Source organism: Allosphingosinicella sp. (assembly GCF_036402135.1).
GTDB lineage: Bacteria > Pseudomonadota > Alphaproteobacteria > Sphingomonadales > Sphingomonadaceae > Allosphingosinicella.
Map to the genome: position 1 here is coordinate 53,581 of NZ_DASWTN010000018.1, position 22,183 is coordinate 75,763.

At 61.9% G+C, this 22,183-nt stretch carries 24 protein-coding genes and 1 tRNA gene; 16 read left to right on the top strand and 9 right to left on the bottom strand.

Going from position 1 to position 22,183, the window contains the following annotated elements; translation table 11 throughout:
• Positions 1-14: 14 nt before the first annotated feature.
• Together VGD10_RS05185 and VGD10_RS05190 are read left to right on the top strand one after the other, a co-directional pair.
• Positions 15-680 (top strand): YggS family pyridoxal phosphate-dependent enzyme, encoded by a 666-nt coding sequence (locus VGD10_RS05185; protein ID WP_331039737.1) that lies wholly within the window; start codon positions 15-17, stop codon positions 678-680.
• Positions 681-745: 65 nt separating this feature from the next.
• Positions 746-1,414: an HAD family phosphatase gene (locus VGD10_RS05190; protein ID WP_331039770.1), complete on the top strand. Its 669-nt coding sequence runs from the start codon at positions 746-748 to the stop codon at positions 1,412-1,414.
• On the opposite strand, the gene ribA is transcribed toward VGD10_RS05190, so the two are convergent.
• The 4 genes from ribA to VGD10_RS05210 all read right to left on the bottom strand — a co-directional run bounded on the left by ribA (position 1,411) and on the right by VGD10_RS05210 (position 6,504).
• The gene (gene ribA, locus VGD10_RS05195; RefSeq protein ID WP_331039738.1) at positions 1,411-2,454 is read right to left on the bottom strand and encodes a GTP cyclohydrolase II; all 1,044 of its coding nucleotides are present in this window, start codon (positions 2,452-2,454) and stop codon (positions 1,411-1,413) included. The two genes, VGD10_RS05190 and ribA, sit on opposite strands and share 4 nt — an antisense overlap.
• A complete protein-coding gene (locus VGD10_RS05200) occupies positions 2,451-3,242 on the bottom strand; it encodes an exodeoxyribonuclease III (protein WP_331039739.1) in 792 nt (263 codons plus the stop codon). Before VGD10_RS05200 ends, ribA begins: the two co-directional genes overlap by 4 nt.
• A gap of 240 nt (positions 3,243-3,482) precedes the next feature.
• Positions 3,483-4,100 (bottom strand): outer membrane lipoprotein carrier protein LolA, encoded by a 618-nt coding sequence (locus tag VGD10_RS05205; RefSeq protein WP_331039740.1) that lies wholly within the window; start codon positions 4,098-4,100, stop codon positions 3,483-3,485.
• An 88-nt stretch (positions 4,101-4,188) separates the two neighbouring features.
• A complete protein-coding gene (locus tag VGD10_RS05210) occupies positions 4,189-6,504 on the bottom strand; it encodes an FtsK/SpoIIIE family DNA translocase (RefSeq protein WP_331039741.1) in 2,316 nt (771 codons plus the stop codon).
• A 116-nt stretch (positions 6,505-6,620) separates the two neighbouring features.
• On the opposite strand from VGD10_RS05210, the gene VGD10_RS05215 reads away from it, so the two are divergent.
• Positions 6,621-7,841, top strand: coding sequence for an FAD-dependent monooxygenase (locus VGD10_RS05215; RefSeq protein ID WP_331039742.1), 1,221 nt, complete (start codon positions 6,621-6,623; stop codon positions 7,839-7,841).
• Here the strand turns inward: VGD10_RS05215 and VGD10_RS05220 are convergent.
• Genes VGD10_RS05220 through VGD10_RS05235 form a run of 4 tightly spaced genes read right to left on the bottom strand, consistent with a single transcriptional unit; the run spans position 7,831 to position 11,240 of the window.
• Positions 7,831-9,507 carry an FAD-dependent oxidoreductase gene (locus VGD10_RS05220; protein ID WP_331039743.1) on the bottom strand — a complete coding sequence of 559 codons (1,677 nt, stop codon included), beginning with the start codon at positions 9,505-9,507 and terminating at the stop codon, positions 7,831-7,833. The two genes, VGD10_RS05215 and VGD10_RS05220, sit on opposite strands and share 11 nt — an antisense overlap.
• Positions 9,497-9,697 carry a Trm112 family protein gene (locus VGD10_RS05225; protein WP_331039744.1) on the bottom strand — a complete coding sequence of 67 codons (201 nt, stop codon included), beginning with the start codon at positions 9,695-9,697 and terminating at the stop codon, positions 9,497-9,499. Before VGD10_RS05225 ends, VGD10_RS05220 begins: the two co-directional genes overlap by 11 nt.
• Positions 9,694-10,329 carry an LON peptidase substrate-binding domain-containing protein gene (locus VGD10_RS05230; RefSeq protein WP_331039745.1) on the bottom strand — a complete coding sequence of 212 codons (636 nt, stop codon included), beginning with the start codon at positions 10,327-10,329 and terminating at the stop codon, positions 9,694-9,696. The genes VGD10_RS05225 and VGD10_RS05230 overlap by 4 nt, the downstream gene beginning before the upstream one ends.
• The gene (locus tag VGD10_RS05235) at positions 10,329-11,240 is read right to left on the bottom strand and encodes a tetratricopeptide repeat protein (RefSeq protein WP_331039746.1); all 912 of its coding nucleotides are present in this window, start codon (positions 11,238-11,240) and stop codon (positions 10,329-10,331) included. The genes VGD10_RS05230 and VGD10_RS05235 overlap by 1 nt, the downstream gene beginning before the upstream one ends.
• 150 nt (positions 11,241-11,390) lie before the next feature.
• On the opposite strand from VGD10_RS05235, the gene VGD10_RS05240 reads away from it, so the two are divergent.
• A tRNA-Gly gene (locus tag VGD10_RS05240) sits at positions 11,391-11,465 on the top strand.
• A 145-nt stretch (positions 11,466-11,610) separates the two neighbouring features.
• On the opposite strand, the gene VGD10_RS05245 is transcribed toward VGD10_RS05240, so the two are convergent.
• A complete protein-coding gene (locus VGD10_RS05245; RefSeq protein ID WP_331039747.1) occupies positions 11,611-11,799 on the bottom strand; it encodes a helix-turn-helix transcriptional regulator in 189 nt (62 codons plus the stop codon).
• 156 nt (positions 11,800-11,955) lie between these two features.
• Between VGD10_RS05245 and VGD10_RS05250 the strand changes: the two genes are divergently transcribed.
• From VGD10_RS05250 to VGD10_RS05305, 12 genes are all read left to right on the top strand, one after another.
• The gene (locus tag VGD10_RS05250; RefSeq protein WP_331039748.1) at positions 11,956-12,357 is read left to right on the top strand and encodes a hypothetical protein; all 402 of its coding nucleotides are present in this window, start codon (positions 11,956-11,958) and stop codon (positions 12,355-12,357) included.
• A gap of 142 nt (positions 12,358-12,499) precedes the next feature.
• Entirely contained in the window at positions 12,500-12,985 is a 486-nt protein-coding gene (locus tag VGD10_RS05255; protein WP_331039749.1) for a hypothetical protein, read from the top strand.
• 19 nt (positions 12,986-13,004) lie between these two features.
• Positions 13,005-14,495 carry a hypothetical protein gene (locus VGD10_RS05260; protein ID WP_331039750.1) on the top strand — a complete coding sequence of 497 codons (1,491 nt, stop codon included), beginning with the start codon at positions 13,005-13,007 and terminating at the stop codon, positions 14,493-14,495.
• Between the two features lie 238 nt (positions 14,496-14,733).
• Entirely contained in the window at positions 14,734-15,669 is a 936-nt protein-coding gene (locus VGD10_RS05265; protein WP_331039751.1) for a DUF6884 domain-containing protein, read from the top strand.
• A complete protein-coding gene (gene dpdA, locus VGD10_RS05270) occupies positions 15,666-16,955 on the top strand; it encodes a tRNA-guanine transglycosylase DpdA (RefSeq protein ID WP_331039752.1) in 1,290 nt (429 codons plus the stop codon). Before VGD10_RS05265 ends, dpdA begins: the two co-directional genes overlap by 4 nt.
• Positions 16,952-18,037: a DGQHR domain-containing protein DpdB gene (dbpB, locus tag VGD10_RS05275; protein ID WP_331039753.1), complete on the top strand. Its 1,086-nt coding sequence runs from the start codon at positions 16,952-16,954 to the stop codon at positions 18,035-18,037. The genes dpdA and dbpB overlap by 4 nt, the downstream gene beginning before the upstream one ends.
• Entirely contained in the window at positions 18,034-18,666 is a 633-nt protein-coding gene (gene queE / locus VGD10_RS05280) for a 7-carboxy-7-deazaguanine synthase (RefSeq protein ID WP_331039754.1), read from the top strand. The genes dbpB and queE overlap by 4 nt, the downstream gene beginning before the upstream one ends.
• A complete protein-coding gene (locus tag VGD10_RS05285; RefSeq protein WP_331039755.1) occupies positions 18,666-19,028 on the top strand; it encodes a 6-carboxytetrahydropterin synthase in 363 nt (120 codons plus the stop codon). Before queE ends, VGD10_RS05285 begins: the two co-directional genes overlap by 1 nt.
• Entirely contained in the window at positions 18,991-19,743 is a 753-nt protein-coding gene (queC, locus tag VGD10_RS05290; protein WP_414639501.1) for a 7-cyano-7-deazaguanine synthase QueC, read from the top strand. The genes VGD10_RS05285 and queC overlap by 38 nt, the downstream gene beginning before the upstream one ends.
• Positions 19,740-20,684 carry a hypothetical protein gene (locus VGD10_RS05295; RefSeq protein ID WP_331039757.1) on the top strand — a complete coding sequence of 315 codons (945 nt, stop codon included), beginning with the start codon at positions 19,740-19,742 and terminating at the stop codon, positions 20,682-20,684. The genes queC and VGD10_RS05295 overlap by 4 nt, the downstream gene beginning before the upstream one ends.
• 77 nt (positions 20,685-20,761) lie before the next feature.
• A complete protein-coding gene (locus VGD10_RS13340) occupies positions 20,762-21,493 on the top strand; it encodes an HAD family hydrolase (RefSeq protein WP_414639503.1) in 732 nt (243 codons plus the stop codon).
• A gap of 234 nt (positions 21,494-21,727) precedes the next feature.
• Positions 21,728-22,183, top strand: coding sequence for a hypothetical protein (locus VGD10_RS05305; RefSeq protein WP_331039758.1), 456 nt, complete (start codon positions 21,728-21,730; stop codon positions 22,181-22,183).

Below are 22,183 nucleotides of genomic sequence, written 5' to 3' on the forward strand. Positions count from 1 at the left end.
CTATAGCAGCCGCGATGACGGGATCACCTGCCGAACGCCTCGCCGCTGTCCGCGCCAATATCGCCAAAGCGGCGGGTCTCGCGCGCCGGTCGCCAAATGACGTCACGTTGATCGCAGTGTCTAAAACGCATGACGCCGGGGCGATCCTGCCGCTGATCGAGGCCGGTCAGCGGGTTTTCGGCGAGAATCGCGTGCAGGAGGCGGAGGCGAAGTGGCCCGAGCTCCGGACACGCTTTCCCGACCTCCGCCTGCATCTGATCGGCCAGCTTCAGTCCAACAAGGCGGAAGAGGCGGTCGCTTTGTTCGACAGCATCCACTCCGTCGACCGGCCCTCCGTGGTGGAAGCGCTGGCCAAGGCGATGTCGAAGCTGGGGCGACGGCCCGAATGCTTCATCCAGATCAATATCGGTGAAGAGCGGCGGAAGGGCGGCTGCGCGGTGGCGGAGCTTCCCGGGCTGATTGAGGCGGCGCGGGCGGCGGGCTTGCCGCTGGCCGGCCTCATGTGCATCCCGCCCGCCGATGTGGAGCCCGCGCCCTATTTCGCGCTGCTCGCCAAGCTTGGCCGGCAGCACGACCTTCCCGGGCTCAGCATGGGCATGTCGGGCGACTATGAAACTGCGGTGATGACCGGCGCCACCCATGTGCGCGTCGGCACGGCTCTGTTCGGAGAGCGGCACTGAGGTTCAAAGATGGCCATGAACGGCAGCGGTCCCCCGGACCGCCGCAAGTAAGGTTCAAGGCCATCATTTTCGATTTCGATGGCGTCATTGTCGACAGCGAGATCATCTACAATGCAGCACTCGCCGATGTTCTGACGGATCTCGGCCATGCCGTCACCGCCGAAGAAGCGATTGATCGTTATGCCGGCTACCGCTGGTCGGAGTGCCACCGGATGATCGAAGAAGCGGCGGCACGACGTTTTGACGCCGACGCGCTCGGAAAGGCAGTGGACGAGGCTGTCGCCGCACGCGTGGGCGAGATCCTTGCCATCGAGGGCATAGGGATGTTCCTCGAAGCGCAAGCGCACCGGAAGCTGGGTATCGCCTCCTCAAGTGAGCAGGGCTGGCTCGAAGAGATGGTGGAGCGGCTCGGCTTCACCCGCTTCTTCGCCGGCAACATCATTAGCGGCGCGGCTATCCCGCGCGGGAAGCCGCATCCGGATGTCTACCTCCAGGCGGCAGAGCGGCTTGGCGTCAAGCCAGCGGAATGCCTGGTGATCGAGGATCATCCGATCGGTGTTGCGGCAGGTGCAGCGGCGGGAATGACTGTTATCTCTCTGCTTGCCGCGCGGCACATTCGCGACGGACATGAGGAGAAGGTGCGGGCCGCAGGCGCGCATCACGTCGCGCGGAGCTATAGGGAAGTGGCTGAAATCCTTGAGCGGCTGGAACGTGACGTCATGGCGTCAGTCTAGAGCTGGTGGCCGCTCCGCAGCCGCTTCGTGTCGAGATAGGCCTGATTGTAGGGATTGCTGCCGCTCTTCAGCGGAACCTGCTCTGAAACGCCGATGCCCGCCGCCTCAAGGCCGGCAACCTTCCGCGGATTGTTGGTGAGAAGGCGCACCTCTTCCTGCCCCAGGGCGCGAAGCATGGCTGCGGCAATGCCGAAATCCCGCTCGTCGTCGCCGAAGCCGAGCCGGTGATTGGCGTCCACAGTATCGAAGCCCTGATCCTGCAGCGCATAAGCGCGAAGCTTGTTGACGAGGCCGATCCCGCGCCCTTCCTGGCGCAGGTAGAGGAGGATGCCCCAGCCGGAGGCGGAGATGGCGGCGAGGGCGTCGTTCAGTTGCGGCCCGCAATCGCATTTTAGCGAGCCGAGCACGTCCCCCGTCAGACACTCGCTGTGCAGGCGAACGAGCGGAGGCTGGCCCGAAGGCGCACCGATCAGCAGTGCGACATGCTCCGAGGCATCGTCGGCTGTCCGGAAGGCAACGATCTCCGCCTTTTCCGAGGTGGCGGTGGGCAATTTCGCACGGGAGGCGATGCGAACGTTAGCCACTGACGCTGCTGCATTGACGGCCGCAGAGGGCACGCACACATCCGCTTCGGCCGCACCCATGAAGAAGGCTGGAAGCAACCCGGCGAGACGGGCAAGGCGAAGCGCGGCTTCAGCGGTGGTCTGATCCTCGATGGCGAGCGTTTGAAAGGGACCCTTGAGCGGGTGGGAAAGGTCCAGCGCTGGGTCGGCGACTGCAGTGGCGCCCGCTAAGTCGATCCAGGGCGCGCGCGCAACCAGCACAGGCCCGGTCGGCGTGCCCTCTATCTGATTGGCGAGCTTCAGCGTGACAGCGCGGTTGCCGGAGATGAGGATATCGGCGGCGCGAGCTTCGTCGAACTGCCGAAGCGAGTCCTCATCCGCCGTTTCCACGGCCAGAAAGGCGGTGCCGTCGATGCGGACCGGCCAGCCGCGGCGGAGCGCGTCGATGGCGCGGGCGACGTCGCGCCCGTCGTTCAAATCCGGAACTCGGTGACCAGCGGCACGTGGTCCGATGGCCGCTCCCAGCTGCGGCAGGTCTCGTGGACATGATGGGCGACAGCGAGCGCAGCAACGTCCTTAGACGCCCACATATGGTCGAGGCGGCGGCCGCGATCGTTTTTGGTCCAGTCGGGCGAACGGTAGCTCCACCAGGTGTGAAGCCGCCCCGGCGCCGGATGGAAGTGCCGACCGAGGTCGACCCAGTCGCCGCTCTGCTGGAGCCTGGTCAGCGCCTCCACCTCAATTGGCGTGTGGCTGACGACGTTCAACAGCTGCTTGTGGCTCCAGACGTCGCATTCGAGCGGAGCGACATTGAAGTCGCCGACCAGCAGTGTCGGACACCTGCACGCTTCCGACCAGCGGGTCATGCGCTCGATGAAGTCGAGCTTCTGGCCGAACTTCGGGTTGACGTCACGATCAGGGATATCGCCGCCCGCCGGCACATAGACATTCTCCAGCCGGATGCCGCATTCCAGCCTGACGCCAAGGTGGCGCGCCTCGCCGTTGTCTTGCCAGTCGAACCTGTCGTCCTCGGTGATCGGAATGCGGCTGATGATCGCGACGCCATGATGCATGCGCTGCCCGCACAGCATGATGTGCTTGTAACCGAGCCGATGGAACACGGCGCGAGGGAAATCCCCGTCCACGACCTTCGTTTCCTGAAGGCAAAGGATATCCGGCTGCTCGGCTTTCAGGAACTGCTCGACGATCACGAGGCGCGCGCGCACCGAATTGATGTTCCACGAAGCGATCTTGAGCGAAGACATGATGAGAAGCCTGTACCGGGCCGGAGCGAAGCAAGGCAAGCGCCCGACATGATTAGGCCCCCGCTCCGGGGGCGTGGAGCGAGGGCCAACCAAGCGTTTTGCTACGCGAGGTCAACCGCGAAGGATCCGGATCGGGTAACAGGGGGAAAACCCGAAGAGGGATTCGCGATTGCAGTCTTTGTTATAGAGTCTCCATCCTGACCCAGTGGTGAATGGAAACTGCCTTTTTTCGGCCGTTTTCTACTTCTTCTTGCGGGGATCAACATAGTTGAAGTTGCTGTCGGCGACAGCGACGTTGAAGCGCTGGTCGGACAGGCGAACGGTAGTGAGATTGTTCTGCGCATCAACCATCGTCCAGCCGGTCAGCATCAGGCCTGAAGGGGCGCTTGGCACCTTCGAAAAGACCATGGCGATGCGGCCGAACTGCGGACGCTTTGGATCGCGCGCGGTGACGGAGATCACTCTGGCGTCGTTCTGCGTAACCTTCGCATAGCGCGAGAGGTCCTGGTTTGGGTTCAAAAGCACCGAGAGCGGCGAATTGCCGATCGGCCAGCTCTGCACCTGCTTCACCTGATAATCGACGAAGGTGAGGTGGCGGCCATTCGCGACCACCAGCATCGGCACGTTGTTGCCATACTGAAAGCGGATCTTGCCGGGCCGCTTCAGGAACAGCTTGCCGCTCATCGAACGGCCGCGGCGGTCGGTCTGCGTGAAATTAGCGGTCATGGTGCTGACGGCGCGAAGGTGCGACTGCACCTGCGTCAGCGGATTGGCCTGCGCCGCGACGGGAGCCGGGGCGAGCGTGACAGCGGCCGTAAGCGGCGCTGCAAGAAGGGCGAGCGTTGCGAGACGCTTCATGGGGTTTTCTCCGATGTTCGTTTGATACGGATATGGAACTGCCGCTTTTAATGTCCACTGAACCGGCCGGTTCCCTGAGGTTCAGGCTTCAGATCGGCCGTCCGTCCGGGTCCACAAGCACCTCGCGGCGGCCGACATGGTCAGGCGCGGAGACGATCCCGTCCTTTTCCATCCGCTCAATAAGGCGCGCCGCATTGTTGTAGCCGATGCGCAGCTGACGCTGGATGTAAGAGGTGGACGCCTTCTGGCTTTCCGCCACTGTCTGGATGGCCTTGCGGTAGAGCTGGCTGTCTGGATCGTCTTCGCCCAATGGCTGGCCTTCGAACAGGTAGCCGCCATCCTCCGGCTCCTCGGTGACGGCCTGGATGTAATCGGGCGTGCCCTGCGCCTTCCAGAAATCGGCGACGGCGCGTACTTCCTCGTCGGATCCGAAGGGGCCGTGGACACGGGCGATCTGCTTGCCGCCCGGCATGTAGAGCATGTCGCCCTTGCCGAGCAGCTGCTCGGCGCCCTGCTCGCCGAGGATCGTGCGGCTGTCGATCTTCGAGGTGACGGCGAAGCTGATACGGGTCGGCAGATTCGCCTTGATGACGCCCGTGATGACGTCCACCGAGGGGCGCTGCGTCGCCATGATGAGGTGGATGCCCGCGGCGCGCGCCTTCTGCGCCAGGCGCTGGATCAGGAATTCGACCTCCTTGCCCGCCGTCATCATGAGGTCGGCAAGCTCGTCCACCACGACCACGATCTGCGGCAGGATGTCGTAGTCCAGCTCCTCATTCTCGTACTTCGGCTGGCCGGTTTCGGGATCGTAGCCGGTCTGGACGCGGCGGCCGAGCGACTGGCCCTTCGCCTTCGCCTCGCGCACCTTGGCGTTGAAGGAGGAAAGCTGGCGAACGCCGACCGACGCCATCATGCGGTAGCGCTCCTCCATCTGCTCGACGGTCCATTTGAGCGCGCGGATCGCCTTGGCCGGCTCGGTCACAACCGGCGAGAGGAGGTGCGGGATGTCGTCGTAGATGCTGAGCTCCAGCATCTTCGGGTCGATCATGATCATCCGGCACTGCTCGGGCGTCAGGCGATAGAGCAGCGACAGGATCATGCAGTTGAGGCCGACCGACTTGCCCGATCCGGTGGTGCCAGCGACGAGCAGATGCGGCATCGGCGCCAGGTCGGCGACTACCGGGTCGCCCGCAATATTCTTGCCAAGGATGAGCGGCAGCGAGGCGACCTGATCCTCGAAGGCTTCCGACGCGATCAGTTCCGACAGCGACACCATTTCGCGCTTGGCGTTGGGAAGCTCAATGCCGATGACGCTGCGGCCCGGAATGGTGGCGACGCGGGCCGATAGAGCCGACATGTTGCGGGCAATGTCGTCGGCAAGCTGGATGACGCGGCTCGCCTTGATGCCGCTCGCAGGCTCCAGCTCGTACATGGTGACCACGGGCCCCGGCCGGACTTCGACGATCTCGCCCTTCACCGAAAAGTCGTCGAGCACGGATTCGAGCAAGCGGGCGTTCCGCTCCAGCGCCGCCTTATCGAGCTTGGTGTCGGCCTGCGGCGGCGACGGGGTGAGAAGGTCGAGCGTCGGCAAGGTGTAGCTGTCGCCAAGCGCAAGCGATGGCTGGCGCTCCCTTAGCGGCCTCTTGCCCTTATCGGGACGGGCGCGGTCGGCAATGACGGTGCGGGACGGTTCGGGCGCGGTGATGATCGGCGTGCGTGCGGGCCGGTCCTCCGGCTCCTCAAGCTCTTCATCCTCGTCATGATAGACGGCGAGGCGCGCACGTTCGCGGCGCTTGAAGAGGAAGTCGCGCTCTTCTGGACGGAGGCCGAGCCCGAGAAACCAAAGCAGCAGCCCACCGAAGCCGAGCAGCGCCACCGTCACGACGCGAACCGGTTCGGCAATGCCAGGTTCGCCGATCTGGGCGATGCCGAGATCGATCAGCCTCGCGAGTGAAAGGCCCAAGGTTCCGCCCCACCCGGCCGGAAGGCCATTCACCGCCCCGCCTACAAGCAAGCCGACCGCAGTTCCGAGCAAGGTGATGCCGATAAGGGCGAGAAGGATGGACCGGGCCCAGCGTCCCACGTCGGCGCCGCGGGCCAAGCGGAGGCCAAGCACTAGGATCACGGGGATGAGGAGACCGACCGGAACGCCCCAGAGGCTGAGCAGCAGGTCCGATGCCACCGCGCCGCTTTGGCCCATCCAGTTGTTCACCGGACCCGCTGCGGATGTATTGAGCGAAGGATCGCTCGGGCGGTAGCTGACCACCGCGAGGAGGAGCAGGATCGCTGCCGCGGTTACGGCGAGGCCGCCAATAAGACTGCCCGAGCGCCTGGCGCCTTTCTTCACGCCTTCGCGCCAGCCCGTCAGCCGCGGCGGACGGCTCTTTCGCGCCGATGTAGCCATGACTTCGTGCCCCAAATGTTCCGCTGATGCGTTCATGCGCCCTGCGGGACTCCCCGGTCAAGCGCTTGGCGTTGCCCCGCTGCATCGCTAGGGCACGAAAATCGTTAGGGAGTGACATGGAACGCGCAGACGTCATCATCCTCGGCGGAGGTCTGGTTGGCCTGACCCTCGCGGTCGCGCTGGACCGTCACGGCCTTTCCAGCATCGTCGTCGATCCCGCCGATCCCGAAAAGCAGCTTGCCCCCGCCTATGACGGGCGGGCCACGGCGGTCGCCAGCGCGTCCTACCGGATGCTGGAGGCGATCGGAGTCGCCGAGAGGCTGGAGGGCGAAGGCTGCCCCATCAGGGCTATCCGCGTGTCGGACGGGCTGGAGCCGGGCGGGTTGCTGTTCGAGCCGCCGCTGGATGACGACCCGCTCGGCATGATGTTCGAGAATCGGCGGCTTCGGGGCGCGCTCCGTGGTTGTGCGATGGCGGCGGAGAATGTGACTTTGCTGATGCCCGGCCGGGCGGCGGAGGTGGTGCGGGACGGCACCGGCGTGAGGGTGGCACTGGAGGATAGTCGGGTAGTGACGGCGCCTCTCCTTATCGGCGCGGAAGGACGGAATTCGCCGACGCGGCAGGCGGCCCAAATCCCGCTCGCGCGCTGGAGCTACGACCATGTCGCCATCGTTGCGACGGTGACGCACGAGCTCAGCCACGAGAATGTGGCTTACGAGATTTTCTATCCGGCAGGGCCGTTCGCTATCCTGCCGATGCTTCCGGGCGAGGACGGCCTCTTCCGCTCCGCCATCGTCTGGTCGGTGCACAAGGACGATGCGCCCGCGATCATCGATCTGCCGGAGCGGGCGATCGCGGAGGAGATCGAGAAGCGGATGGGCGGCTTCCTAGGGCAGGTCGGCACGGCGGGGCCTCGCTGGAGTTACCCACTCGGCTTCCATCATGCCGCCACCATCACCGCCGAGCGCCTCGCGCTCGCAGGAGATGCAGCGCACGGCATTCATCCTATCGCCGGTCAGGGTCTCAATCTCGGCTTTCGCGATGCCGCCGCGTTGGCGCAGGTGCTGGTGGAGGGCGCTCGGCTTGGCATGGACCTTGGCGATGCGCAGCTTCTCACCCGCTACGAACGCTGGCGCAGCCTCGACACCTTCATGGTTGCATCGGCGACGGACGGGCTTACCCGCCTCTACGGCATTCCAGGCCGCACCGCCTCCGCCATCCGCCGCTTCGGCATGGGGGCGGTGCAGCGGATCGGACCGTTGAAGGACCGGCTGATGGCGGAAGCTCGCGGCGAAACGGGCGACCTGCCGCTGCTGCTCCGCGGCCTCACAATCTAGTCCTGACCTCCGCCAGATATTGGTGGACGGCGGACACGACGACTGATCCTTCGCCGACACCCGAGGCCACCCGCTTCGTCGACCCGGCGCGCACATCGCCTACCGCGTAAATGCCGGGCCGCTCCGTCACGTAAGGCGAGGAGAGCGCCATCCCCTCGCCGTCCTTTCCGGTGACGACGAAGCCGCCGCGATCGAGCGGAACACAACCGTCAAGCCAATCGGTGTTCGGCACTGCGCCGATCATCACAAAAAGGTTTGCGACCGGCCGCGTCTCGCTTTCGCCCGTCCTTCGGTTCGTCCAGGTCACCCGCTCCAGGAACCGGTCGCCTTCCAGCCCGGTAATTTCGGTATGGGCATGAAGGCTGATCTTCGGCGAAGCGCCGATCCGTTGGATCAGATAGTCGGACATAGTTGCGGCAAGCCCCTCGCCCCTCACCAGCACATGCACATGGGCGGCCTGCTGCGACAGGAACACGGCCGCCTGGCCGGCCGAATTGCCGCCGCCGACGACGATCACCTCCTGGTTGGCGCAGAGATTCCCCTCTATCCACGTGGCGGCATAATGAATGCCCTTGCCTTCGAACTTGTCGTAATCTGGCACATCGAGCGTCCGATAGCGGGCGCCAGTGGCGATCACGATCGCATAGGTGGCGACGCGCTGCCCGTCCTCCAAAGTGATGCAATAAGGGCTGGCGTCGCAGTCGATCGCCATTGCCCGGCGGGAGATGGCCAGCCGGGCGCCGAACTTCTGCGCCTGGACCTGCGCTCGGCCGGCAAGTGCCTGACCCGATATTCCGGTGGGAAAACCGAGATAGTTCTCGATGCGGGAGCTGGTGCCGGCCTGGCCGCCCGGCGCCATCGCCTCCACGACTATCGTATCCAGCCCCTCGGACGCGCCGTAGACGGCTGCGGCGAGGCCGGCGGGCCCCGCGCCGACCACAGTGAGGTCGTAAATGCGGTCCGGGTCGAAGCTTTCCGTAAGCCCCAGCGCGTCGGCAAGCTCCGGCGTTGGCGGGTTGCGAAGCAATGCCTTTTCCGGAAGCACGACGACCGGAAGCTGATCCTCGCTGAGGTCCAGGCACGACACGAAGCCCTCCGCATCGGGATCGGCGTCGGTGTCGAGCATCCGGTGCGGGTAGCCGTTGCGCGACAGGAAGCGCTGGATGCGGAGCGTGTCGCCGCTCCGGCCGGAACCGATCAGCACGACGCCGCCTTGTGCGTATCGCATCAGGCCTACGCGCCGCAGGATGAAGGCGCGCATGATGATCTCGCCGATATCCGGCTCCGCCTCGATGAGGCGGCGGAAATCCGGGCGCTTCACGCGGATGATGCGGCTGTCGGCGCCGGTTCGCCCGTCCACGAGGATCTGGCGGTCGTTGAACAGGTCGAGCTCGCCCGTGAACTGCCGGTCGGCATGGACGTGGATGACGTCGTCGCGGCTCTCGGTGCCGGAATTGAGGATCTCGACCGATCCTTCCATGACGACGAAGAAATCGACGCTCCTCTCGCCTCGCCGGAAGAGGAACGTGCCTTTCGGGAAGTCCTCAAGCCTTCCGAACGGGCAGATCCGTTCCACCTGCTCCACGGTCAGCTGCGGGAAGGTCTGCGCTTCTCGATTATAGGGATCGGTCGGATCGAATATGGCCGCAACCTCATCATTCGCCATCTTCGCTATCCTCGCCCTTGAGCGGCCTCGCCTCCTCGATCAGCATGATCGCAGTTCCGTCGATGATCGGGTAGGCGACGCCTGCCGCTTCGGAGATAAGCTCCTGCCTCTCCTTGTCATAGATGAGAGGCGCTCGGGTGACGGGGCAGACCAACTTTTCGAGCAGGCGTTCGTCGAAGGCCGGGCTCATTGCAGTGTCTCCGGCCCGTCAGCGCCGCCAGGGGCCATGCGCTGGAACTGCATGAACTGAACGAGGAGGTCGGCGCGCGTCGTGAGGTCGGCAGCCTCCAGTAACGCCTGCTTGGAACTGATGTCGAGCGGCGCGATCTGGCAGATGCCGTTCACCAGCATCTCGTCGTCCAGACGCGACACCGCGTCCCAATCGACCGCATAGCCGAGCGCATCGGCATAGCGGCGCGATTCGCGTTCCAGCTCGGCGCGCTGAATACTGGCGAGCGGGTCGGGGTCCACTTCGTCGTCGAACGCGGAGCGGTCCGCATCCACTTGGCGAAAGGCGGTTTCGACCTGCGCCTCTCGGGAGATGTGGAAGCGCGTGATCCCCTGAAGCACGATATTGAACCGGCCGTCCTCCAGCTCCTCCGATCCGACGATCATGCCTAGGCAGCCGATGTCGAACAGGGTCGGCGGCTCCAGATGGTCCTTAGGCTGGACCATGCCGATCAATTGATCGCCGGCGAGCGCGTCCCGCACCATCTCGCGGTAGCGCGGCTCGAAGATGTGAAGCGGAAGCTGGCTCCGCGGGAACAGAAGCGCCCCAGCGAGCGGGAAAACGGGAATACGGAGGAGCGCCTCCTCCGGCATCAGGTGAAGAGGATCGCCGAAAGACGGCGGCGCTGCGCCGATGCCCAGGGATCTTCGAGGCCTACCACCTCCATGAACTGGAGCAGGCGCTTCCGGGCCGCGCCCTCGTTCCATTCGCGGTCGCGGCCGATGATCTCGAACAATTGATCGGCCGCTGCATCGCGGTCGCCACGCGCCATCAGTGCACCGGCAAGCTCGTAGCGCGCCTCATGATCGTTCGGATTGGCAGCGATGCGCTGCTCGAACTCTGCAGTGTCGGCGCCGGCGGGCGCGACGCTGGCCAGTTCGACCGCAGAACGCGCTCTGGCGATTGCCGGATCGTTGGCAATTGATTCTGGCGCGGTATCCAGGACAGCCTTCGCCTCATCCGGCCTTCCGGCCGCCACGAGCGCGCGGGCGAGGCCGGACAGCGCCTCGGCATTGTCCGGCGCCATTTCCTGGATCTGCTGGAAGATGTTGGCGGCACGTTCGGCGTCGCCGCCGGCAAGCACTTCCTCGCCCATGGCGATCAGCGGCTCAATCTGGGCTTCGAGCTGCTGCGCTTCGCCTTCGACCGGCAGCTGGGCAAGGATCTGGTCGAGTGTTCGGGTAAGCTGCCCCTCGGTACGAGCAGGTGTCAGGTCGGCAACGAGCTGGCCCTGGAAGATTGCATAGACGGTGGGAATCGACTGAACGCGGAACTGCGCGGCAATCATCTTCTGCTCGTCGACGTTGATCTTGACGAGCTTCACGCCGCGGTCGGCATAGTCGGCGGCAACTTTTTCCAGCACCGGCGTCAGCTGCTTGCAGGGGCCGCACCATTCCGCCCAGAAATCGAGAATGACGAGCGACGTCATCGACGGCTCGACCACGTCCTGCTTGAACGTCTCCAGCGCCTCGCGCTCGGCGGCACTCATGCCAAGGGTCGCCACTTCTTCACCTCCGGATGCTTTCGTTGCGCCCCTATGTGGGATGGCGGCCGAGTCTGCCAAGCCCATGATGGAAGGGGTTGCGGGGCCCGATACCCCATGCTAACCGCCCGCCACCTTGATCGCCCGCCAAGACGCGGCGCGATCCGCCGAGCGGGCGTAGCTCAGGGGTAGAGCACAACCTTGCCAAGGTTGGGGTCGAGGGTTCGAATCCCTTCGCCCGCTCCAGAAATCACAAAAGAATTGAACCGGATAACCACCCCTCAACGGGGCTTATCCGCGTGCTGCGTAGGTTCCGCGTAGGTTCGCGGTTTGGAGCCGTACTGTTGTCGCAATGAGACGATGCCGACCGATGGTTGGTGATTTGTTGCCGTCACAAGCCAGCGTCACCTAACAGGACAGACGCTTTGGTTTCGAGGGCGGCGGCGATCCTGCACAGGTTCAGCAGCGTGACGTTCCGCTCGCCGCGCTCAATCTTACCCATGTGGGACCGGTCGATACCGGCCGCGTCGGCAAGCGCCTCTTGAGATAGTCCCACCTTCTTACGGCTGGCGCGGATCACGGCTCCAAGCGGCTCTAAGAGCCTGCCAGCATCCGCTTTGCCTGATACCCGCCCCATGCGCTTAGGTCAGCGCGTCTGGCATTTAAGGCCACGGCATTTACGACCCGAAAAGAAGGTGCGACAACTGCCCGGCTACTAGATGCGGGGAGAAACATTATGTCCGTTAAGCCAAGCGCCGTTGCGCTGATCGCGGCTCCGATGATCATGGCTGTTACGCCAGCGGAGCGTCCGCTAAGCGCCGCCGAGACAACCGCGATACGGCACGCTATCGAGGTGCGGCTTGTCGATCCATCATCGGCTCAGTTCCGCATGGGGCCGATCCGTCCGGCATCGGAGTACTACTGCGGTCTCGTCAACGCGAAGAATCGCATGGGCGGATACAACGGCTTCGAGCCGTTCATGGTGCGCTTCAATCCTGACCGAACGATCAAGATCGCGCTGTTACCAGGAGCGGCGATGGGGCCGTTCGGAGGCGGGGATAGCGCCGCGCTGCGCGATGCCCTGCGGCAGTCGATACGGCAGAAATGCGCTGAGAGTGGCTATAGCACTGAGTACTGACGCCTTCGATCGAGCGGGATGCGGGAGCGTGTCAGCGCTGTAGCAACTTTCTTTGCCTCCAAATCAACTACTTAGCGCCTAAGGAGTAATAATCTGCCCATCTGCTATTGAAATCTCGGAGATTTTAACAGACAAAAAGCAGATGAGCAGCAATTCATACGAGAGTAATGGCCAATCCAGCGAGATTGGCGCTTTAGCCAGCCCGGACGCTCCGGAGATCAAGGTTCGTGATTATTACGTCGCGAGGCTCAAGCGGATGCGTCCAGCGCAGCACCCGATTGCGACCGAGCAACGGTATGCGGGCTGCGGTTTGCGCGCCGATCTGCGCACCGTTGATAATCAAGACGTGCTCCGCGAGTGGGAGTTTAAGCTCCACGCCGACTACCGAGCGATCGGGCAGATCCTCGCTTACGTGGCGCTGGCGCGGAAAGAACTGGTGTTCCGGCCGGTGCGCGGAGTCGTCGCAGCCTTCAGCTTTTCGCCTGAGGTCGCGCTGACTAACGAGGTCATGAACCTCGGGCTTGAACTCGTGACTATCCCGGAGTGGATGCGGGCAGCCGGGGGTCTGCCCCGCCGCTCAGAATCTCTCCCGCTCCTGCCGACCATTCCTCCCATTTCATTGAATTAGAGCCAAGAAGGAATTCATCATGCAACTACCGAAATTTGCCCCTCAAATTCTGCACCTTGAAGACATCGCGCCAGACGAAGACTACGAAGGGCTGCGCATCTTGCGAGCGCAGAGTGATCCGACGGTCATGGCCAACCTGAATATCGGCGCGTACGACTTCCAGTCGCCCAGCGCCGGTTACACAATGCTGCCGGCGACGCTGACGAGAAAGGGCTTCATCGGCGCGAAGGGTCGCCCCCGCGTTGCGGTTACCGCCCACCCCTCGCTGCAGGCATTCGTGGACCTGGTCCGCTATGATCCATCGAACCCGCCGCCTGCTGATTATCAAGCGTTGGGTATGAAAGAAATGCACGACCGAACGCAGAGCGACTTCAAGGGGCAGAAAGCCACGAACAAGGTCGACTTCCGGGACTATCTGCTCGAAGGCATCCGCGGGGATCGGACGCTCTTCCTTCCCACGATATCTGGTTGGCAGTCTGCAAACGTATTCCCGCAAACAGTGTTCGTGGCACTCGACGAAACAAATCCGAACGCATTGTACGGCTTTGTGTGGCTGCCAAGGGCGCCGATCATGCAGTCAGACGGGCAAACGCAGACTGCGGCATTGTTCGCGCTCGCAAACTCCAAGGACGCGATCGAGGCAGGGGCGCTGCAGGACCTAGTCGTCACTCTCGAGATCGAGCTGAACATGGACGAGAGGAGGGCCGGACAGAGCTTTGCTGATCGAAACGGACGTGGGTCGAAAAAGAACAAGAATCTCGTGATCAGCCTCGATACGTCGTCGGCTCTCAGCGAGCTCCGCCTCGATGCCGTTGCGGGCACCGTGTTCGAACACCGGCTTGCTACCGGACGCAACACCAGCACGAGCGAAACTGCCACGACCTATATCGTTGACCTGAGTACGATGGAGCAGATGCTTCTCAACGTCGCTACTGGCGGCCGCATCAAGCCGGAGCACTTCAAGCACTTCCATGTCCCGCATTTCACTCAGTTCGCGAATGACTTCCTCTCGATGCTCGACCGGCAGTTCGCGGCGCAGTGGCCTGAGCACACACCCGCCAACTCGGACCCGTTCCGCCGAATTTACGTCCACGGATGGCCGTTCGCGCTCAAGGCGATTGCACTGGCCTACTATCGCTCGCGCATCGATGAGATCGGACCGTTGGCCCTTTCTATTGGTGCGGTCGACGCCGGCAAGACGGTCGAGGAGGCGTTCGCTGCGGCCGTAGAAGTGCAGCGCGCAACTTGGACGGAAACCCCCAAGGTGACTGCGTCCGAATTGGAGGAACGCCTCTCCAAGATCAGCTGGGAGCGCTATCGGAAACATTGGATCAATCTGACTGGCGCGAAGATCAAGGACGGCGTTACCCGACGCATGGCGCTCAAGAGCACCAATGGAGAAGAAGTCGCAGTGGGTCAGGCGCAAAACACCGCCTACGTCATCAAGGCTGTCGAAGATAAATTGCTCTCGGACAGCTGGACGGATCTGACGAGCACCGAAAATGCCTGATTGATCCGCACGGCCCCCGCGCCATAGCGAGTGAGAGGCGGCATCCCTGCGCCCGGCGGGGGTGCCGCCTTGGCGTATGCGCTAAGATTTATTGGTTATTCAATAGTTTAGCTCGACAGACAGGCGCTAAATTGCGTCCCGGAAAGACCAGCCAACCAAGTTGACGTTGATGCCTCTGCGCTGTAGCTACAGCACAGCGCTTGTGATAAAACAGCGGCATGCAACCGAGGGTGGGCAGGTGAAATTGATAGCGGCCGTCGTTGTCCCATGCGCGAGCAAAAAGCGTGTGCCTGCGGCCAACGGTCTGTCGGCCTCCAGCCTCCCAATCGACGCTCAGGCGCTAGTCGAACGGGAATGGCTGAACCGTCTCAGTGATGCTCAGCAAGGCTGCCCTGCCGAAGAACTCTATGTCGGACCCACATTTCGGCTGGCGCGAAAAGTTGCCCTCGACGCTGATGCTCCGGTTTTCGTCGTCTCGGCGGGTCTTGGGCTAGTTGCCGGTCACACACCGATTCCAGGGTACGACCTAACCCTCGACCCGCGCGATAAGCAGTCGGTTGCCAAGAAGGTTCGGGGTCGGTTCGATCGAGCGCAGTGGTGGTCGTCTGTCGCTGGCGGGCCCTTCGCGACGAACTGGCCGGAGGTGTTCGCGCGCGACGGGTTGGTCCTCATGGCTCTCAGCCAAGGTTATGCGCAACTCATCAGCAGTGATCTAGAGGCGCTGGCGCCAGCACAGCAACAGAGGCTGCGACTGTTCGGCTTGGGTATCGAGAAGGCGATGCCCGCAACATTGTTGAAGCAGGTCATGCCCTATGACGACCGACTGGACGCGATCCTGCCGGGCACTAAGACGAACTTCGCGGCCCGCGCCATGGGTCACTTCTGGCGCGCCGGTCCTCCTATGACAGCGACGGGAGCAGATCACGCGTTCGTGGAGCGCTTGCTGGCCGAGCACAAAGCGCCGACCGTCGTGCATCGCCCCCGCCTTGATGATGAGCAGTTGATCAAGCGGATTAGCCAGCACCTGCGGACGACATCAGGAATTCAACGCATCCTGCGCCGCCTCCGGGATGAAGACCGGGTTGCCTGCGAGCAAAGGCGTTTCACGCGCCTCTACCATGTGGCTGTCGAGCGGAAGGCGCGCCGTGGGATGATGGCGGAGAGGGCGGCATGAAGTTCATCTTCGCTGACTCTCTGGATTTCGTAGATCCCGACTTCGACTTCCTGTCCGAGAGGAACGCTGCAAAGCGGGCTATCCACCGCGACGATCAGTTCCCACACGAATTTCTCGATGAAGTGCCGTACGACGGAATTCTAGTTTCGCGCGGGATCGTTGGCGATGCCTTAGTCAACGGGAAGTACACCGAAGCGCAACTTATGCGCTTCCGCCGCGAAGGTGCACGGAAGTTTCTTCGCTATCCCGAGGATCGGTTTCCGGGAAGTCTTGTGTTCGGCGATTGCGGAGCATTCACATACCGCAACCGGGCCGAACCACCTTATGGTGCTGAGGACACGGTAGAGTTCTACGCCGACGGCGCGTTCACGCACGGGTGCTCACCCGATCACCTTATCTTTGATTTCGATACCGCAGAATGTGAGCGCGGGCGCTCGGCCGTGTCTGCCGACGTCCGAGCGCGATTCGATGTGACGCTTCAATACGCCGCTGAATTCAGGGAAGCAGCAAGGCGTTTGGGACAGCACTTCACGCCATTGGGAGTGGTGCAAGGTTGGTCCGCATCTAGCATGGCTGAAGCGGCGTCGAGCCTAGTGCGCATGGGATATGACTACCTCGCACTCGGCGGCACGGCGATGCTCAAAATTGACCAGTTGGAGCGCGCTCTCGCAGCAGTCCGCGACGCCATACCTGCAAATGTCCGTTTGCACGTCCTTGGGTTCGGAAAAATCGAACATCTTCAGGTGCTTGAGCGATTTGGCGTGTCCAGCTTCGATACCACGTCACCGTTAGTGCGAGCGTTTAAGGACAACAAAAAGAATTACTGGGTACGTAGCGCGGCTGGCGAACTAGACTACTACACGGCCATCCGAATCCCTCAGGCAATTGAAAACAACCGGCTGAAGAACCGAGCCATGGAGGGCCGCCTCGATCAGGAGCGCGTCAAACAATTGGAGGCTGCGGCAATGGCAGCGATACGCGGCCTAGCTGCGCGGGAAAGCGCCTTGGACGCAGCCCTTGATGCCGTGATGAACTATTGGGCCGAGCTCAATTGGCACGATGAGGAATGCGGTGTGACCCACCATCGCAGCATCATGCGGCAAAGAAAGATCTACGAGCGCACTTTGAAGGACCGCCCATGGGAAGCTTGTCCCTGTCGCGTGTGCCGTGAAAGCGGCGTGGAAGCCGTGATCTTCAGAAATTCAAACAGAAACAAGCGCAGGGGTATGCACAATCTGCATGTCTTCCACGAGCACCTGCGGAACTTCCGAGCGGAGCGGGCATGACGAAGTTGACCTATACAGTAATCCTACCGAAGCAGAGCGAGAACACTCGGGTCTTTACCTTTGCCGCGCCCGTTTCCGAGATCGCCCGCTTTGCCCGCGTGCAGCGTGCCGGTCGCGATGATGCCGGGACGCTGACCGGATTTCAGCGCCCACAGATCGCCGCGCATATCCGGGAAATACGCGATTACCTGGCAAAACCGAACGCGATCCTTCCCAATCCAATCGTGGTTGCGTTCACTGCCGGCGCAACCTTGGAAATTGTGGACACTGGTAGGACCCACGGTCCATCAATTGGTTTGTTGACCATCGACACGAGCGCCGAGCCGGCTCTGATCGTGGACGGACAGCAGCGTTTCACGGCGCTCACTGAGATACCCGGCTCGACGTTCGAGGTCCTTGTCTCTGGGTTCCTGTGCAACAGTGTGGAGGAACTGCAGAAGCAGTTCATCCTGATCAACAATACGCGTCCGCTTCCGAAGGCGCTCGTTTACGAGTTGCTTCCTCAGGTCAGTGACTTGCCATATCGCATGTCCAACCGCAGCCAGGCGGCACTGCTTACTGAAGCGCTCAACTACAATGATGGCTCCGCCCTAAGGGGTCTTATCCGGCAGCAGACCAACCCCAAGGGGATCATCAGAGACACCGTCCTGCAGCGTGTTATCATGAACTCAATCTCAGACGGGGCCCTCCGCTTGTACGCAGACGACGACCGGTTGCTTCTCGATCGGGGAGCGGTGCTGATCAGCGAATTCTTCCACGCAGTTCGGCATGTCTTTGCAAGCGACTGGGAGGGGAAGACGCCTAAGACTTCGCGATTGGTACACGGAGCCGGCATCGTTGCGATGGGCTATGTCATGGAGGAGCTTGCTGCCCACGGCGCAAACGACCGAGATGAGTTTGCGCGCGGACTGACGCTTTTGCGCGGTCGCACCGCGTGGTGCGACGGAGAATGGACGTTCGGAGAAGAGCGTCGCCGTTGGAACGGCCTCCAAAATGTGCCCGCGGACGTACGGCAGCTCTCCCTTTATCTGGTTCAAGAGCTGCGTCGCGCGCGGATTCGACAAGAGATTCGGGTCGCATGACGAGCTACGCCATCAAAGAGATTTTCTATTCGCTGCAGGGCGAAGGGCGGAATGCGGGCCGGGCAGCAGTCTTTTGCCGCTTTGCGGGTTGCAATCTTTGGTCAGGACGTGAGCGGGATCGCGCGGATGCAGTATGTACGTTTTGCGATACGGACTTTGTAGGAACGAACGGTTCGAGAGGCGGGCGCTACGGGAGTGCGACTGAGTTAACTGCCGCAATTTCAGATGCGTGGGGCGACAATTCCGCTAATCGCTTTGTCGTCCTTACGGGCGGTGAACCGCTGTTGCAGGTCGACGACGCCCTCATCGGTGCCCTTCACGGCGCCGGCTTTGAAATCGCTCTCGAAACAAATGGCACGCTGACGCCTCCGGTCGGCATAGACTGGATATGCGTTAGCCCCAAGACGCTGCCGCTGGCTCTCGACGGTGGTCACGAGTTGAAGCTCGTTTACCCGAACCCGCGAGTGAACCCGGAAGACGTTGAGGATTTGGCCTTTGAAAACTTCCTACTGCAGCCGCTCGATGGTGCGGCGACGAGGGAGAGCACTGAGGCCGCTGTCGCTTTCTGTTTAGCCAATCCGAAATGGCGCCTGTCACTGCAGACGCACAAGCAACTTGGGATACGCTGATGTTTGAACTCAGCAAGCAGTTCCGCTTCGACGCTGCGCACACGCTACAACGAGAGATCGAGACGGAATCTAGTCGCCGCATTCATGGGCATTCGTATCGGGCAGAAGTCGTCGTTCGCGGAGCGCCAGATCCGATCACTGGAATGATCATCGATTTGGGCATCTTTGAACGAGCATTGCAGGAAGCTCGCGAAGGCTTGGATCATCGATTCCTCGATGAGCTGAATGATCTCGGGCCAGCAACGATGGAGAACCTTGCCGCGTGGGTGTGGCGCAAGGTCGAACCCGTCTGCAAAGGGCTGTGTCGAGTAGTCATTTATCGCGATGCCAGCGGCGATACGTGCACCTATTTTGGGGGATGATATGGATTCGGCGCTCGTCCTATTTTCGGGTGGTCAGGACTCCACAACTTGTCTCGCTTGGGCTCTTGAACGTTTTGATCGCGTGGAGACGGTGGGCTTTGACTACGGTCAGCGCCACCGCGTGGAGCTTATCGCTCGAAAGTCGATCCTAGGTGAAATCCGCGACGCTTTTCCCCGTTGGGGAAATCGGCTCGGTGGTGATCACGTCATTGATCTGCACGCGCTTGGTCAACTCAGTGATACCGCGCTGACGAGCGAGGTTGCAATCGCCATGCGCGGGGACGGCCTTCCGAATACCTTTGTTCCGGGACGCAACTTGATCTTCCTGACATTTGCGTCAGCTTTAGCGTACCGGCGCGGTGCGAAGCACATCGTCACTGGCGTCTGCGAGACAGATTATTCCGGTTATCCGGATTGTCGTGACGACACCATAAAAGCGATGCAGATAGCCTTGAACCTTGGAATGGAGAGGCGTTTCATCCTGCACACTCCGTTGATGTGGATCGGCAAAGCCGACACTTGGCGGCTAGCCGAGAAGCTGGGGGGTGGCGCATTGGTGAAGCTAATACGAGAAGCAACTCACACGTGCTACTTGGGCAGCGAAGACGGGGGACACGATTGGGGGAAGGGATGTGGAACATGTCCCGCATGCGAGCTCCGGGCGGCTGGTTGGATAGAATATTCGGCCGCAGAACGGAGAGCGGTGAATCAGTGACAGCACCTGACCGAACTGCAGGCGCTCTGGCTGGCACCCGCCTAAGCTGGCTGCTCGACGCGCCGCTGTTTATCGATGAGCCTTTCATTGAACGTCTCTTCGATGCTGTCGTCCGGCCGGAGTACGAAGTTCAAGGACGCATCGTCGGACACGTGTCTGAGGAAACCCGAAGAAGTCTGACCGGTGTCGAAGTGGGAGGACAAGGTGGCCTAAAGTTGCCGTTCTTGGGCTCGTTCGAGGCCTCGTCGAAAGGGAAACATGACCGCGAAAGAGGTAGCGCGGAAACGCGTTCTGAGCAGCTCTCTGAGCGGGCTGTGCGCACTGCCGGTCGGCAGCTTGAGGAGATCGCAGCAGTCTACGTCGATCAGCACCCGGAGAAGATCATTTTCTTGGACACATCCGGGTCTGTAACGGACTTCCTTGGAACTGCCCTGACTTTGAGTGACCTACGGCAACCTGATGAAGCACTTCCCAGAAGGCTAGTGTTCTTAGACGTCCTGCCACCCGCCACATTCCTGCCGATGGCGAGTGAGCTTCAAAATGGCACCACGACCTTGCTGTTCCAACAGTTCATCGCGCGCCTTTGGCATGAAGGCGAGCAGCGGCCGGGTTACATTCAAGACGGGGCACCAGACGAGGAGCGCAGACAATATTGGTCACTGCTCCAAGAGCGCTTCGATTCACGCATTGCTATGGAGGTGGTTGAGCAAGTTGGCGCAGCGGCCGATGCAGGTTCCGGGCGCATATCTTGGATCGACTTCAGGCTGCCCACGGGTGATGGCGGTGACGCAGTGCATCTGCACATAGCTCCCGATGGTCGGTATTCGACCGGCACCTTCGCGTACAACCTCGTGAGAAGAAGCCATCACCACGGCGCACGAATGATCGGGACGCTCAAGGCCGGCTTCGATTTGAACATTTTGGCGATCTTCGATCGGTGACGAGCCCGACGCTCTTTACGGATGCAGATAACACCCTGTGGGACACGGATTCGGTGTTCGCGCGAGCACAACTCGGAATGCTGCGCTCCGTCCAAAGACTTGAAGGCCATTCGCGGCTTCAGTGCGACCCGCTCAGCTTTGTACGAGAGGTTGATCAGTGCCTCGCGGAACTGCATCACTCAGGCTTGCGATATCCGCCACGCTTGTTGGCGCTGGGCCTTACGCAAGCGTTGCTGGGGGATCGGCCGGATATCGTCGCAAAGCGAGTCATTCGTGGACGTGGCGGCCCCAGAGGAGACTCGCCACCTTACATCGACCTCGAAGAGCAATTCTTGGCCGCTCTACGCATAACCCCTGCGTTGCGTTTAGGGGTCCGTTCGGGATTAAACATGCTCGCGGAAGCGCGATGCACTGTGATGGTCGTCACGGAGGCCTCTCGGACAGCCGTCAATGATCGTCTCGTAGCGCTTGGCATTGCGGGCATGATCTCGAGGGTCATTGAGGCCCCGAAGAGGCCGGAACTCTATCGAAGATTGAGAAAACTTGACCGGGTTGCAGCGGGGTCGTTTATGATCGGCGACCAACTTGATCGTGACATTGCCCCTGCGAAAGAAGCGGGCCTGAGAACAATTTTCTTTGCGGGTGGGTTTGTGCCGAGATGGTCGTCTAGCGTGGACGACATCAAGCCAGATTACGTCGTCGACGATTTCGAGAAAGCCGCCGAGCTCGTTATCGGCGGCGATGAGACGCATCGCGACGCGTCTTCGTATCCGCGGCGGCGAGCTGCCGCTCAGAATCTGGGCGCCTGAATCAAAAATAGAAATGGAATAGAAACCTGCATAACCCAACCAAGGTTGCGGTCGCGGGTGACGAACCACTTGAGTGACAAGCCATTCTCAGTGGGCGAGCACCCCCTTGCGTAGGCATTGCGTAGGTAGGATGCGCCAATTTGCGGTTTCTGTTAGCTTCGGCTCACTCGGGTTTGGGGGTGAGTAATGGTGAGCGCAACGAGCCTGACGGGAGCCGCAGGCGAGCACTACGTGATGAGTGAGTTATTGCGGCGGGGCATGATCGCCGCACTCGCGCCCGCCGGGGTGCCCAACTGCGACATTGTGGTGACAGACGACATTGGCGACCGGCTCTGCGCCGTCCAAGTGAAGACGCGGCTCGGCAAGGGTGCTGATCGCGGCTGGCACATGAGCAAGAAGCACGAGGAGCTAACGTCCTCCTCGCTGTTCTATTGCTTCGTCGACTTCGGGGCCGTGACGGGCGAGCGGCCCTTCACGTACGTTGTCCCGGCAGTAGTGGTTGGCGACTGCTTGGCAAAGAACCATCAGGCATGGCTCGCTAAGCCCGGCGCAAAGGGTCAGGCGCACAAGGACAACGATATGCGGCGCTTCCTCCCCGATTACTCGCACCTCCGCGTGGGCGGGTATGATGATGGTTGGCTCGCACCGTACCGGGAAGCGTGGCACCTGCTTCAGAAGGCTGCGGACTGA

What these genes read in the sequence shown, in the direction of transcription:
- VGD10_RS05185 (WP_331039737.1), top strand. Translation starts at nt 15, where the DNA reads ATGACGGGATCACCTGCCGAACGCCTCGCCGCTGTCCGCGCCAATATC.
- VGD10_RS05250 (WP_331039748.1), top strand. Translation starts at nt 11,956, where the DNA reads ATGTCCGTTAAGCCAAGCGCCGTTGCGCTGATCGCGGCTCCGATGATC.
- VGD10_RS05215 (WP_331039742.1), top strand. Translation starts at nt 6,621, where the DNA reads ATGGAACGCGCAGACGTCATCATCCTCGGCGGAGGTCTGGTTGGCCTG.
- queC (WP_414639501.1), top strand. Translation starts at nt 18,991, where the DNA reads ATGCCAGCGGCGATACGTGCACCTATTTTGGGGGATGATATGGATTCG.
- queE (WP_331039754.1), top strand. Translation starts at nt 18,034, where the DNA reads ATGACGAGCTACGCCATCAAAGAGATTTTCTATTCGCTGCAGGGCGAA.
- VGD10_RS05220 (WP_331039743.1), bottom strand. Translation starts at nt 9,507, where the DNA reads ATGGCGAATGATGAGGTTGCGGCCATATTCGATCCGACCGATCCCTAT.
- VGD10_RS13340 (WP_414639503.1), top strand. Translation starts at nt 20,762, where the DNA reads ATGCTGCGCTCCGTCCAAAGACTTGAAGGCCATTCGCGGCTTCAGTGC.
- dbpB (WP_331039753.1), top strand. Translation starts at nt 16,952, where the DNA reads ATGACGAAGTTGACCTATACAGTAATCCTACCGAAGCAGAGCGAGAAC.
- VGD10_RS05305 (WP_331039758.1), top strand. Translation starts at nt 21,728, where the DNA reads ATGAGTGAGTTATTGCGGCGGGGCATGATCGCCGCACTCGCGCCCGCC.
- VGD10_RS05210 (WP_331039741.1), bottom strand. Translation starts at nt 6,504, where the DNA reads ATGGCTACATCGGCGCGAAAGAGCCGTCCGCCGCGGCTGACGGGCTGG.
- VGD10_RS05285 (WP_331039755.1), top strand. Translation starts at nt 18,666, where the DNA reads ATGTTTGAACTCAGCAAGCAGTTCCGCTTCGACGCTGCGCACACGCTA.
- VGD10_RS05205 (WP_331039740.1), bottom strand. Translation starts at nt 4,100, where the DNA reads ATGAAGCGTCTCGCAACGCTCGCCCTTCTTGCAGCGCCGCTTACGGCC.
- VGD10_RS05260 (WP_331039750.1), top strand. Translation starts at nt 13,005, where the DNA reads ATGCAACTACCGAAATTTGCCCCTCAAATTCTGCACCTTGAAGACATC.
- VGD10_RS05225 (WP_331039744.1), bottom strand. Translation starts at nt 9,697, where the DNA reads ATGAGCCCGGCCTTCGACGAACGCCTGCTCGAAAAGTTGGTCTGCCCC.
- dpdA (WP_331039752.1), top strand. Translation starts at nt 15,666, where the DNA reads ATGAAGTTCATCTTCGCTGACTCTCTGGATTTCGTAGATCCCGACTTC.
- VGD10_RS05200 (WP_331039739.1), bottom strand. Translation starts at nt 3,242, where the DNA reads ATGTCTTCGCTCAAGATCGCTTCGTGGAACATCAATTCGGTGCGCGCG.
- VGD10_RS05255 (WP_331039749.1), top strand. Translation starts at nt 12,500, where the DNA reads ATGAGCAGCAATTCATACGAGAGTAATGGCCAATCCAGCGAGATTGGC.
- VGD10_RS05230 (WP_331039745.1), bottom strand. Translation starts at nt 10,329, where the DNA reads ATGCCGGAGGAGGCGCTCCTCCGTATTCCCGTTTTCCCGCTCGCTGGG.